The sequence below is a fragment of the Haemophilus sp. SZY H56 genome, assembly GCF_054332415.1.
In genome coordinates this window covers 39,970-53,505 of the sequence record NZ_JBTGNX010000004.1, presented here as the reverse complement: position 1 = coordinate 53,505, position 13,536 = coordinate 39,970, and the positions used below count along the sequence as shown (strand labels likewise).

The window sequence follows — 13,536 nt, the reverse complement described above, 5'->3', positions numbered from 1 at the left end:
AGTTGAATTTTTTGTAGGGAAGTTTAATGGTTATTGCTCAAAAAGAATCAAGAAAAGTATTTCTTTTTGCTTATTTTTTGTGGGTTTTTTTTATCCATATAGGTGGAAGTCAATATTTTACATTATTTGATAGAGAACTATTACCAAAATTATTTAATGTCGGTGTAATGTTGGTATTGTGTTTCTATCTACTTATTAGTTATAAAATAAATTATTCTTCATTTTTTGATATTTTTATTACGATAGTATTTTTTATAGGTTTTTTTCATTTTAAGCAAGGTGTATCAGTATATTTATTTATAATTCTGTGCCGCAATATTCATTTCTCATCAATTGTTAAGGTTTTCTTATTGGCTAGTGCTGCTGGTGGGCTTTTTGTCTTATTTACTTATTTATTTAATCTTTATCCTGAAAGCACTTTAGATTTATTTCGTAGTGATGGGACATATAGATATTTATTGGGGTATAGATTTCCAACTTTTGTTCCAAATTATTTCTTTCATATTGTTCTATGTTGGATTTTTCTGAGAAAAGAAAGAATAACTTTGTGTGAGTTACTATTTATTTTATTGTTGAATTATCCAATTTATTCATTTACTGATACAAGAGCAGTTTTTTTGCTAGTTATAGCTATTTGTTTTTCAACTTTTTTTATTAAGTATGTAAATGTTGAATATTCTACATTTTTTATAGGAAGGCTTTATAAGTTATTAACAACATATGGTTTTATTTTATTCGCAGGAATAGCAATATATTTTCAATATGTTTATGATCCTTTAATAGATTGGATGGCAAACCTTAATCATACTCTCAGTGGTAGATTAGAATTAGGGCATCGTGGATTTGAACTTTATGGTATAAAACCTTTTGGTAGCTTAGTTGAGTTTGTGACAATGTTGAATGTCACAAAAGAGAATAAATTTTTCTATATAGATTCAGCTTATGCTCATTTGCTTATTGTTTATGGAGTAATTATATTTTCCTTAGTAATTATTTCTTATACAAGAATTGGTGGTAGGATTGTCTTAAAAAATGAGAAATATTTTGGATTGGTACTAATATTTCTTTTTGTTCACTCTATAACCGATCCGCAATTAATGTCTCCTGAATTTAATCCTTTTTTACTTTGTTTAGGATATTATGGGCTAGAGAAATATCGGGATAATTTATTTAAATAATCTATGAAAATACATTCTGTTAAATTTAATTTTATAATGAATATGTTGTTAACAGTTTCAAATTTTTTGTTTCCGTTGATTACATTTCCTTATGTGTCAAGAGTTTTAAGCCCAATAGGGACTGGTAAGGTGGCTTTTGCTTATTCTATTGTTTCCTACTTTAGTATTTTTGCAGCCTTTGGTGTAGCGAATTATGGCATTAGAGCTTGTGCACAGGTTCGAGATAATAAAGAAGAATTATCAAAAGTTGTACAAGAAATATTATGCATTAATATAGTGTTGATGAGTTTTATATATGTTTTTTATTTTCTTGGAATTATGCTTATTCCAGAATTAAATACAGAAAAGACACTGTTTTTCATTTCTGGATTAAATATTTTGTTTTCTATTATTAGTGTGGAATGGCTCTATAAGGGGGTTGAGCAATATTTTTACATAACGATTCGTTCAATTATCTTCAAAGTTATCGCCTTTGTATTAACATTTACTTTTGTTAATGATTCGGAAGATTATACTATTTATGCCTTCATTATTATCTTTGCTACTGTTGGTTCTGGTATTGTTAATTTATATAATCTTCATAATTTAATCTCAATTAAATATTTTAATAATTATAATTTTAAACGTCACCTTAGACCAATGATGACCTTTTTTATAACTACTATTGCTGTTGCTTTTTATGTAAATGTTAGTGTTGCATTACTTGGATTTATTCACGGAAATGAAGAGGTTGGTTATTATAATGCGGCTTATCGTATAAGAGATGTGATGGTTAGTATTATTACTTCTTTAGGTGCTGTTTTATTACCTCGGTTGAGTTTTTATATTGAAAATAACATGCAAGATAAATTTAATGATATAGTATCAAAATCGACTCAATTTATCTTTATTTTATCTTTTCCTTTAGTCGTTTTTTGTATTTTATTTGCGAAGCAAGCCGTCTTAATTTTGGCTGGTTCTTCTTATTATGGTTCTATTTTGCCACTACAAATTTTATCTATAATAATTTTTATAGTTGGCTTATCTAACTTAACTGGTATACAAATGCTTATTCCATTGAAAAAAGAAAAATATTTGTGTTACTCAGTTGTTATTGCTGCTGTTATAAATATGGTTCTTAATTTATTGCTTATCCCAAGGTATGCTGCTGTTGGTGCGGCAATCTCTGTTATGATAGCCGAAGTAAGCATTTTAGTTTATCAAATCTATATTTTAAGAACATTTTCTAGAATATTATTTTCTAATATTAGCTACTTAAAAATCATTACATCTTTAATATTATCTACGGGTTTGTCTATATGGTTGAATATAGTGTTAAATTATAATGAATATGTTGTTTTTATCATAAATTCAACTTTGTTTTTTATATGTTATTTTAGTGTGTTGTTATTATTAAAAGAGCCTTTTATTTATTCAGTTTTAAATCAAATTAGAGCAAGGTTAATAAAAAATTAGGAGATTATTATGAATTCAGCTGTTATTTTTGCAGGGGGAACTGGATCTCGCATGAATTCTAAAGTTCTACCAAAACAATTTTTGAAAATTTATGGTAAACCTGTGATTATTCATACCTTAGAAGTTTTTGAATACTGTAATGAAATTAATGAAATTGTAGTAGTTATTTTAAAAGGATGGGAAGAATACCTTCTGGATTTGTTAAATCAATACCATATTACAAAAGTAAAAAAAGTGGTTTCCGGAGGAGAAACAGGTCAGCAATCTATTTATAATGGGCTGAGAGAAGTCAAGAATGGTATTGTATTAATTCACGATGGGGTGAGACCATTTATTACAAATCAACTTATAAAAGCCAATATTGAATTGGCTAAAAAGAAAAAAATAGCCATTACTTGTGTTAAAGCCAAAGAAACACTTGTATCGGTTGAAGATAATAAAATTAATGGTGTACTTAAACGCGAAGTATCTTATATGGCTAGAGCACCTCAAACTTTTGATGTCGAGCTATTAAAATCAGCTCATCAAAAAGCAATTGAAGATAATGATTTTTCCTTCGTTGATTCATCAGCGATTGTAAAACATTATTTTCCGGAATTAGATTTAAATATTGTAGAGTGTGGTTCTGAAAATATTAAAATTACCACACAAGAAGATTTTTATTTGGCAAAAGCAATGTTCTCATTAGAAGAAGATGAGCAGCTTTATGGTTTTAAACGCGGTGATGAGAAAAAATAATGAAAGATTTAGTACTACAAGAAGATCTGGCTTTTGTTGCTAATAAAATTTTTAAAACAGGTACATTTAATCATTCAACAGTGCTTGTTACTGGTGCAACAGGGCTTATAGGTTCTTTAATTGTGAAAAGTATGTTATATGCCAATCAAATGCTAGATTGTCATATCACAATTTTAGCAAGTGTGAGAAGTTTAGAAAAAGCAAAAGATATTTTTTGTGATTTTCCAGATAAAAATCTGAGGTTTGTTACTGATAGTTTACTTACCCCTATTCAACTTGATACAGCAGTAGATTTTATTATACATACTGCAAGCATTACCGCTTCAAAAGAAATGGTTGAAAATCCGTCTGGTGTGTTACTAACCGCATTCGAAAGTACCAAAAATCTATTGCAGTATGTAAAATATAATCCGACTTGTAAAATGGTATACATATCTTCAATGGAATACTATGGACAAGTTAGCGATGGATATAACGATGTTACCGAAGAAAAATTGGGCTACATTGATTTGAGTAAGCCTCGTAGTTGTTACCCTGAGAGTAAGCGTGTTTGTGAAGCGTTATGTAATGCTTACGTAGCACAATATGGCTTAAACGTATGTAGCGCAAGATTAGCACAAACTTTTGGTGCGGGTGTATCCTTTTCAGATAATCGCGTATTTGCACAGTTCGCTAAAAGTGCGGTTAATAATTCCGATATTATTCTACATACAACGGGGCACTCTGAAGGGAACTATTGCTACACTATTGATGCTGTCTATGGCATTTTTCTACTTCTACAAAGAGGTGCGAAAGGTCAAAGTTATAATGTCGCACGCAATCATAGTACTATTTTAAATATGGCAAAAATGGTCGCGGATAAAATCGCTCATAATAAAATTAAAGTGGAAGTTTGTATTCCTGATAATTTAAATAATTTAGGTTATGCCCCTGATGTTAAGTTAAAATTAAATTCAAATAAACTTAAGTCTTTAGGTTGGGAACCTTTAGTCGATCTAGAAAATATGTTTAAAAGAATGATAAAAAGTTGGTTATTCAATAATTTTCAGTATTAATTTTATTAAAGGTAAATAATGAACACTCCTCTTATAAGTATTATTATGCCGATGTATAATTCGGAAAAGTATTTAAAAGAAGCAATATATTCATGTCTCAATCAGACTTATAAAAATATAGAACTTATTATTATTGATGATGGCTCAACAGATACTAGTGTTGATATTGTAAAAGATATAATGTTAGTTGATTCAAGGGTAATATTATTATTTTCAGGAAAAAATAATGGGCCGGCAATTGCAAGAAATATTGGCTTAGATAAAGCTAAAGGAGAGTATGTGACATTTTTAGATAGCGATGATTTCATTGATAAAAATAAATTGGAAAGACAAATTCAGTATATGTTAGCAAATAACTTAATAATGACTCATGGTTGTTATAGCTTTAGTGATTTATCTGGTAATATAATTAAAAAAATTACTACAAGTGAGTTTGTTGATTATGACATTTTATTAAAAGGAAATCAATTTAAAATAATGACTGTTTTAATTAACAGGGATGTAATAAAAAATATTCGTTTCCCACAGGTAAAGCATGAAGATTATGCTTTTTTCTTAGATTGTTTAAAAATAACTAAGAAGTCTTTCTTATATAGCCATAGTATAGACTCTCATGTTCGAATTGGGAGAGCTAGCGTATCCTCAAATAAAATTAAAAGTGCTTTGTGGACATTTAATATTTATTTTAATTATGAAAAACTTGGTTTAATAAAATCATTGTATTGTTTTGTTAATTATGCATTTAATGCTTTTTTAAAACATAAGATGTAAAAAATAAGTGTTGTATTATGAATTTGTTTTTTGTGATCAACTCTCTTTCTAACAAGGGAGGAACTGAAAGAGTGGCTGTTTTGTTGGCTAATCTCTTTTCTAAATTTTGGGGGGGGGATATTTATATTTTCTCTCGTGATCGTATAGATGCAAAACCAGCCTATGAACTATGTGATAATATAAAATGGAATAAAGTAGATGTAAATGCATTTGAGTTTAGAAATTATCTTCAATGCTTCATATCTAAAGAAAAACCTTCATATGTTATTTTTCATAATATGGGGAGATTGTCTCTCATTATGTCGACTTTATTAAAAGGGAATGCTAGATTTATTTCTTTAGAACATGTTAGTTTTTTGAGTAGAAAATGGTACCTGAAGATTCTAATAAGGTTTCTTTACCATAAATTTGATAACTTAGTCTGTTTAACTGAAAGTGATGCAATTTCTTACCCTGTAAATAAAAATAAAATTAAAGTTATACCTAATATTTCACCTTATGAAGGTATAAATAATAAATATGATATATCTAGTAAAAAAATAATAGCAATAGGTAGATTAACGGAACAGAAAAATTTTAAGGCTTTAATGACAGCGTGGTCCAGAATACAAAAAGATATTTCACAAGAGTGGAGTCTTGAGATATGGGGAGATGGGGAACTAAAAGCTGAACTAGAAAAATTTATAAAAGATAATAATATAAAAAGCCTTTATTTAAAGGGAACATCTTCAAATATGAGTGAAATATATCGCTCATCTTCATTTCTTGTTATGTCTTCACTTTACGAAGGTTTACCAATGGTGTTAGTTGAAGCTATTTCTTTTGGACTACCCATAGTATCTTTTGATTGTCCTTGTGGACCAAAAGAAATTATAGCCAACGATAATGGTATCTTAGTTGAGAATGGAGATATAGATGCTCTTGCATCAGCCATAAAAAAATTAATATTAGATCCTGAGTTGAGAGCTAGTTATTCTATAAATGCTAAGATAGCTTCAGAAAAATATACATCTGGCAGCATCTTAGATAAGTGGAGAAAACTATTAGAGATATAATAATTATGAATAGATGGACTCAAATTACTGTAAGTAAAATAATCCTGTTAGGTAGCGATTTTTTATCTTTATTTTTACCTATTTTATTAATTTTCCCACTGCTTAACTTCTTTGGAGCAGGGCATAATTATTTTCCTAGCGAACAATCAGATGAATATATTTATATTCATTTGGTTATGTCACTTTGTTGTGTTTCTTGGTTCTGGTTGCGATTAAGACATTATACTTACCGTAAGCCCTTCTGGTTTGAATTAAAGGAAGTGATTCGAACACTAATCATCTTCTTTATCATCGAACTTGCCATTGTTGCGCTCTCTAAACTCTATGTTTCCCGAACATTTTGGGTATTTACTTGGTTAATCATTTTTATTCTATTCCCAATAGCTAGAGTTTCAATGAAAAAACTCTTGCTAAAGTGGGGAATTTATATAAAAGAAACTATTATTATTGGCGATGGAGAAAAGTTAAGAGAAGTTTATCGAGCATTAATCACAGAATCCTATCTAGGGTTCGATATTAAATATATTATTTCTCCTAACTTAATAATTAATAAAGAAACAGGGCAAGTGGAAGTTATGTCTGATGATTTGGATGTAATTTCGTATTTATCCTTAGATAAAGAAACCGTTCAGTTTGTTCTTGCTTTAAATGATGAAGATAAATTATATGCTTGGTTAAGATATCTAGCAAAAAATAATTGCCGTTCAATCTCAGTTATTCCTAATATATCTGGTATTCCATTATACGGAACAGATATGTCTCTTTTGTTTAGCCATGAAATGTTGTTTATGAGAATAAACAATAACTTAGCTAAAAGATCATCACGAATTATGAAAAGAACAATGGATATTGTTGGTTCTTTAACTATTATTACTTTACTTTCTCCAGTATTGCTTTATCTTTATTTTTCAGTAAAAAAAGATGGCGGTAATGCAATTTATGGACATCCTCGAATTGGTCGTAATGGAAAAACATTTAACTGTTTGAAATTTAGATCAATGGTTGTGAACTCTAAAGAAGTGCTAGATGAATTGCTAAGAACAGATCCTGAAGCTAGAGCTGAATGGGAAAAAGATTTTAAATTAAAGAATGACCCTCGCATTACTAAAATCGGTGCCTTTATTCGCAAGACAAGTTTAGATGAATTACCTCAATTATTTAATGTTTTAAAAGGTGAAATGAGTTTAGTTGGGCCTCGCCCAATTGTAGCTGATGAGCTAGAACGTTATCAGGATGATGTTGAGTATTACCTTATGGCTAAACCAGGAATGACAGGGTTATGGCAAGTAAGCGGGCGTAATGATGTAGATTATAATACTCGCGTTTATTTTGATTCTTGGTATGTAAAAAATTGGTCACTTTGGAATGATATTGCCATTTTGTTTAAAACTGTAAATGTAGTTTTAAAACGAGATGGTGCTTATTGATGTTTTATTTAATTATTTCTAAAGTGAGATTTCTTCTATTTGCATTATCTCAAATTTTTTAACCCAACAAAATGAATGTTTTAATCACCGGCGGTTCTGGCTTCATCGGTTCTGCCCTTATTCGATATATCATTAGCCATACTCAAGATTCTGTTATCAATATTGATAAACTGACCTATGCGGCAAATCAATCAGCTTTGAAAGAGGTAGAAAATAATCCTCGTTATACTTTTGAGCAAGTTGATATTTGTGATCTTAAGGCAATAGAAAGCGTTTTCGAAAAATATCAGCCAGATGCGGTGATGCATTTGGCAGCAGAAAGTCATGTTGATCGTTCTATTACGGGAGCTACTGATTTTATTCAAACCAATATTGTTGGTACTTATACGTTGTTAGAGGTTGCTAAGAATTATTGGCATACCTTAGATGAGGATAAGAAATCAGCCTTTCGATTCCATCATATTTCTACTGATGAAGTGTATGGGGATTTATCCCTTTCTGATCCCGCCTTTACTGAACATTCCCCTTATCATCCGAGTAGTCCTTATTCTGCCTCAAAAGCAGCAAGTGATCATTTGGTACAGGCTTGGCATCGTACTTATGGTTTGCCGGTGATTATCACAAACAGTTCCAATAACTATGGAGCTTATCAACATGCTGAAAAACTCATTCCTTTAATGATTTCAAATGCGATAGAGGGAAAGCCTTTGCCAATTTATGGTGATGGGCAGCAAATTCGTGATTGGTTATTTATGGAAGATCATGTTCAAGCTTTATATTTAGTTTTAACAAAAGGTCGAGTCGGAGAAAACTATAATATCGGTGGAAATTGTGAAAAAACAAACCTTGAAGTGGTTAAAACAATTTGCCAATTACTCGAAGAACTTGCGCTAAATAAGCCTAATCACATTAAGTATTACGAAGATTTAATGACTTTTGTAAAAGACCGACCTGGCCACGATGTGCGATATTCATTGGATTGTTCTAAAATTCATGCAGAATTAGGTTGGCAACCACAAATAACCTTTGAACAAGGACTTCGTCAGACGGTAAAATGGTACCTAGAGAATAATAGATAAATAAAGGAGAAGAACCACATGCAAATTACACTATCAACGACTCCCGCTTCGGAGAGTTGGGGTAAAAATGCCATTTTAAGTTTTAATCAAGATCAAGCCGTGATTCATCTTAAAGATGATGAAAAATCAAATCTTGTTTTAGTGCAAAAAGCGGCACGTAAATTACGTGGGCAAGGTATTAAAGATGTTGAACTTGTAGGGGATACATGGGAGTTAGAAAATTGCTGGGTATTTTATCAAGGTTTTTACTCGGCGAAGCAAGATTATTCGATTGAATTTCCTCATTTAGATGATGAGCCGCAAGATGAGTTATTAGCGCGTATTGAATGTGGTGATTTTGTACGTGGAATTATTAATGAACCAGCCGAAACACTCACGCCAGTTAAATTAGCAGAACGCGCGGCTGAGTTTATTTCTAAACAAGCCGAAAATTATGCCGATAAAAGTGCGGTCAGTTTTCAGATTATTTCTGGTGAAGCGTTAAAAGAGCAAGATTACCACGGGATCTTTACTGTGGGTCGTGGTTCTATTAATCCGCCCGCTATGTTGCAATTAGATTTTAACCCGACTAATGACTCAAATGCGCCAGTATTAGCGTGCTTGGTTGGTAAAGGTATTACTTTTGATAGTGGCGGTTATAGCATCAAACCAAGTGATGGCATGAGCACTATGCGTACTGATATGGGCGGCGCAGCGTTATTAACGGGTGCATTAGGATTTGCTATTGCACACGGTTTAAATCAACGAGTAAAACTCTATCTATGCTGTGCGGAAAACTTGGTGAGCGGTAATGCATTCAAACTGGGTGATATCATCACGTATAAAAATGGTGTAACAGCTGAAATTCTAAATACTGATGCAGAAGGACGTTTAGTATTAGCAGACGGTTTAATTGAAGCCGATAGTCAAAATCCACAATTTATCGTAGATTGTGCAACTTTAACCGGTGCGGCGAAAGTAGCAGTAGGTAATGATTACCACAGCGTGCTTTCTATGGATGATGCGTTAGTAAATAGCTTATTCCAAGCTGCCAAAGAAGAAAATGAACCGTTCTGGCGTTTGCCTTTTGAAGAATTTCATCGTAGCCAAATTACCTCTTCTTTTGCGGATATTGCAAATACAGGTACAGCGCCGGTTGTCGCTGGCGCAAGTACTGCAACGGCATTTTTATCGTATTTTGTGAAGAACTATCAACAACGTTGGTTGCATATTGATTGTTCGGCCACTTATCGTAAATCTGGTAGTGATTTATGGGCGGTGGGCGCAACCGGAATTGGTGTGAAAACTTTAGCAAATTTATTAGTAACGAAAGCAAGTTAAGTAGGATTTTATGACAGAACGTACTTTTTCAATTATCAAACCTGATGCAGTAAAGCGTCATTTAATTGGTGCTATTTTAGGGCGTTTTGAATCACAAGGATTCCGTGTCGTTGCGCTTAAAATGGTGCAATTAACCAAAGAACAAGCGGAAGGTTTCTATGCGGAACACCAAGGTAAACCATTTTTTGAACCGTTGGTGGAGTATATGCTCTCTGGCCCGATAGTGGTTTCTGTATTGGAAAAAGAAAATGCCGTAAAAGATTACCGCACTTTGATTGGCGCAACGAATCCGGCTGAGGCAGCAGAGGGTACTATCCGCAAAGACTTCGCGTTAAGTCAGCGAGAAAACTCAGTCCATGGTTCTGATAGCGTTGAAAGCGCAAAACGAGAAATTGCTTATTTCTTCGTAGATTCAGAAATCCAACCATAATTCATTTCGATAAAAAGCACTTAGTGAATCGCTAAGTGCTTTTATTTTATTGCTTTTCAATTTTTGAGATAGTCTTTTTCAGTGGATCAATTTCAGCCCGAATATGAAAGGCTTTTGCCAAATTCTCTGCATTTAACACAGCTTGCGTTTCACCTACAGCTAACAATTTTCCTTTATCTAATAGAACAATTTCATCACAAAATTGATAAGCCAATGAAAGGTGATGAATGGCAACAACACACGTATGTTGTGGTGTGAGTGATTGAAGTTGTTCCATCATATCAATTTGATAATAAGGGTCGAGTGGTGCAATCGGCTCATCGACCAATAAAACAGGAGATTCTTTAATGCAGCAGCGGGCGAGTTGTACACGTGCTTTTTCGCCTCCAGAAAGTTGTTGGAAAGGTTTGTCGAGTAAATGGGTTACGGCAAATTTTTCTGAAAACGCTTGAATTTTTGACCGCTCTTTTTCTTTTGGTAAGGTCGCAGCTAAACCTAATGCAATCACATCATAAACGGATAAATCCCAATGAATTTGCGTATTTTGTGCAAGGTAAGCAATGTGTTGGCTTTTTTCGGTTGCGTTCATCTTACTTAATGGCTGATCATCAAACCAAACCTCCCCTTGTTTGAGGGGCAGGATACCCGCAATGGTTTTCAATAAGGTGGATTTTCCCGCCCCATTGGCACCCATAATGCCAATCAATTTACCTGATGGAAGCGTACAGTAGATATCATTTAAGCAATAAGATTGGGTGAGTTTTTCAATTCTAATCATAGATTTTTCTCTGTTGCGTTAATAACATCCAAATCAAGCAAGGTGCACCGATAAGTGCAGTCAATGTGCCGATGTAAATATGTGAGAACAGCGGGATATATAAAATGGCTAAATCGGCCAGTAACAGCAATAATGCCCCGATTAACGCACTCGTAAGGTAAAGTTGCGATGGACGTGCTTTCAGTAAAATACGGGCGAAGTGTGGCGCGATTAAGCCGATAAAACCGATGGTACCGGTTTGTGGAATGGTTGCACCGACTAATAAGGCCACACCAAAGGTGCTGATGAAAAAGCTACGTTTCGGATCTACGCCCATGGTGCTCGCAGTTTCTTCACCAAAGGTGAGTAAATCTAAGTATCGACGAGTGTGGTATAAGCAGAAAACCCCTGCCAGAACAATCGGGAGTGAAATAAGCAGGGTATCTAATTTCGCCCACATCAACGAGCCTTGTAGCCAACGATAAAGTTCAGCTAATGCCCATGGGCTTTCTGCGTTGGATAGCAGTAATGCAATTGCTGAACCAAGTAACATATTGACCGCTAGCCCGCTTAGAATCATCATCGTGGTGCCGTAGTTTTTAGCAATCAAATACACGATTAAAAAGCTTAAAAGCGCACCAATCACACCACCGGCTAAGAGCAGTGAAAATGGCACGGCAAAATAATAGAGGATAAATACACTAGCGGCTGTTGCCCCAGCGCTACTGCCGAGTAAGCCTGGACTCGCTAATGGGTTTTGGAAAATACCTTGCATCGCATTGCCCGCTATTGCTAGGCTAGCGCCTGTCAATAAAGCTAAACCAATGCGCGGAAAACGAATATCCCACAGCACCATTGAACGCATATCGGTGAGTACGCCATCCGCATTTTTGAGATGCGCGAAATCACCGAGCTGATGATAAACTGCAAATCCGCTAATCAACAGCAACGCGAAGAAAAGTGCGGTATTTAATTTTAGTGTTTTGGTCAATGATCAATTTCCTATGTAATCCAAATATCATTTGTTAATTTTATTTTGTCAAATCTCCCCTAACCCCTCTTTGCTAAAGAGGGGGATTATAGTGTAGGGATTTATAATTCTGATGTTTTATTCTAATCATTTATACATAAAAGCTGTAAATACATTATCTTGGGCTAATCTAATCATGCAATTTCTCTCTTTAGTAGAGAGAGTGGGATTATAGTGTCAAGCTTTATAATTCTGATGTTTTCTTCTAATTATTTATACATAAAGACTGTAAATTCGTCATTTTTGGTTAATTTAATCATGAAATTCCTCTCTTCAGTAAAGAGGAAAGGGATTATAGTGTCGGGATTTATAATTCTGATGTTTTATTCTAATCATTTATACATAAAGACATATAAATATGTCATCTAGGGTTAATTTAATAATGAAATTCCCCCTCTTTAGCAAAGAGGGGTTAGGGGAGATTTGTCAGCTACATTATTTTAACTGTTGATAAATCTTCTCCGCACCTTGCCACACACCGTGATCGAAGCAATAGGTATATTTCATCGGGATGCTGACAAGCGGTTGGTTTTTGAAAAAATCTTGCAACATAGGGTGGTGCAGTAACTCAGCTTGTGCATTGTAACCTTGTTTGTCAGTCAGAGAAATCAGTACATTCGGTTGGCTTAAAATCACTTTTTCTAATGAGAAATTTTGTGCGGTAAGTGGTGTTTTTAGTGGCGTTAATCCGAGTAAATTTAACAGCACAGGATATTGCGGATAGTAACTTTCCACTACGCCTGTTTCCGATAAAATCAGCGTATCGGTAAGCGGTCGATTTAAGTGAAAGTTTTGTGATTTGAGTTTTGTTACTAAATCAGCCGCCTTTTGCTCATTACCCAGTTGCTTGCCTAAGTCTAGAATCAGCGCAAATAATTCATCAGGCGTTTGCGGGCTGTCGTTAATGGGGATAATCTTCACACCGAGTTTTTTCAGTTCTGCGACTAATTGTGGATAAAAGGTTTCATTAATCAGAATGGTTTTATCCAAATAGGGCAATAATTCCGTTAATTGGGGTTCCAGCACAGGTTTGTTGGTATTGATTTTGTCTAACATCATCAACGGATTTTTCGAATAAGGTGACTGTGCAGCAATTTGCGAAGGTTCAGCCAGTTCGATAAGCAGTCTGTCACTGCAAAGCGTAAGTGAGACAAATTGTTCCGAAGACTGAGCGGTAAACGGAAGGAAAAGTGCGGTTAAAATTAAGCGAGTTTTTTGCATATAGATAATGATACGCTACG

General features: G+C 33.6%; 13 protein-coding genes. 10 read left to right on the top strand and 3 right to left on the bottom strand.

Going from position 1 to position 13,536, the window contains the following annotated elements; all coding sequences use genetic code 11:
- The first annotated feature begins 26 nt into the window (after positions 1-26).
- From ACXVWP_RS04160 to ndk, 10 genes are all read left to right on the top strand, one after another.
- Positions 27-1,178, top strand: coding sequence for a hypothetical protein (locus ACXVWP_RS04160; RefSeq protein ID WP_369866735.1), 1,152 nt, complete (start codon positions 27-29; stop codon positions 1,176-1,178).
- 3 nt (positions 1,179-1,181) lie between these two features.
- Positions 1,182-2,633, top strand: coding sequence for a flippase (locus ACXVWP_RS04155; RefSeq protein ID WP_369866734.1), 1,452 nt, complete (start codon positions 1,182-1,184; stop codon positions 2,631-2,633).
- Positions 2,634-2,642: 9 nt separating this feature from the next.
- A complete protein-coding gene (gene ispD, locus ACXVWP_RS04150) occupies positions 2,643-3,371 on the top strand; it encodes a 2-C-methyl-D-erythritol 4-phosphate cytidylyltransferase (protein ID WP_297569332.1) in 729 nt (242 codons plus the stop codon).
- On the top strand, positions 3,371-4,426 hold the full coding sequence (locus ACXVWP_RS04145) for an NAD-dependent epimerase/dehydratase family protein (protein ID WP_297569335.1): 1,056 nt from the start codon (positions 3,371-3,373) through the stop codon (positions 4,424-4,426). Before ispD ends, ACXVWP_RS04145 begins: the two co-directional genes overlap by 1 nt.
- 18 nt (positions 4,427-4,444) lie before the next feature.
- Positions 4,445-5,197 (top strand): glycosyltransferase family 2 protein, encoded by a 753-nt coding sequence (locus ACXVWP_RS04140; protein ID WP_297569338.1) that lies wholly within the window; start codon positions 4,445-4,447, stop codon positions 5,195-5,197.
- Between the two features lie 71 nt (positions 5,198-5,268).
- Positions 5,269-6,252 carry a glycosyltransferase family 4 protein gene (locus ACXVWP_RS04135; protein WP_297569340.1) on the top strand — a complete coding sequence of 328 codons (984 nt, stop codon included), beginning with the start codon at positions 5,269-5,271 and terminating at the stop codon, positions 6,250-6,252.
- A 5-nt stretch (positions 6,253-6,257) separates the two neighbouring features.
- A complete protein-coding gene (gene wbaP, locus ACXVWP_RS04130; protein ID WP_369866733.1) occupies positions 6,258-7,679 on the top strand; it encodes an undecaprenyl-phosphate galactose phosphotransferase WbaP in 1,422 nt (473 codons plus the stop codon).
- Positions 7,680-7,750: 71 nt separating this feature from the next.
- Positions 7,751-8,758, top strand: a complete 1,008-nt coding sequence (gene rfbB / locus ACXVWP_RS04125) for a dTDP-glucose 4,6-dehydratase (RefSeq protein ID WP_297569346.1) — start codon at positions 7,751-7,753, stop codon at positions 8,756-8,758.
- A gap of 18 nt (positions 8,759-8,776) precedes the next feature.
- Positions 8,777-10,078 carry an aminopeptidase PepB gene (pepB, locus tag ACXVWP_RS04120; protein ID WP_297569348.1) on the top strand — a complete coding sequence of 434 codons (1,302 nt, stop codon included), beginning with the start codon at positions 8,777-8,779 and terminating at the stop codon, positions 10,076-10,078.
- A gap of 10 nt (positions 10,079-10,088) precedes the next feature.
- Positions 10,089-10,508 (top strand): nucleoside-diphosphate kinase, encoded by a 420-nt coding sequence (gene ndk / locus ACXVWP_RS04115; RefSeq protein ID WP_295651090.1) that lies wholly within the window; start codon positions 10,089-10,091, stop codon positions 10,506-10,508.
- A gap of 46 nt (positions 10,509-10,554) precedes the next feature.
- Here ndk and ACXVWP_RS04110 read toward each other — a convergent pair whose 3' ends face one another.
- From ACXVWP_RS04110 to ACXVWP_RS04100, 3 genes are all read right to left on the bottom strand, one after another.
- Entirely contained in the window at positions 10,555-11,286 is a 732-nt protein-coding gene (locus tag ACXVWP_RS04110; protein ID WP_297569351.1) for an ABC transporter ATP-binding protein, read from the bottom strand.
- Positions 11,279-12,256 (bottom strand): FecCD family ABC transporter permease, encoded by a 978-nt coding sequence (locus ACXVWP_RS04105; RefSeq protein ID WP_297569354.1) that lies wholly within the window; start codon positions 12,254-12,256, stop codon positions 11,279-11,281. Before ACXVWP_RS04105 ends, ACXVWP_RS04110 begins: the two co-directional genes overlap by 8 nt.
- Before the next feature lie 474 nt (positions 12,257-12,730).
- Complete coding sequence (locus ACXVWP_RS04100) at positions 12,731-13,516, bottom strand: substrate-binding domain-containing protein (RefSeq protein ID WP_297569357.1); 786 nt, start codon at positions 13,514-13,516, stop codon at positions 12,731-12,733.
- Positions 13,517-13,536 lie beyond the last annotated feature (20 nt).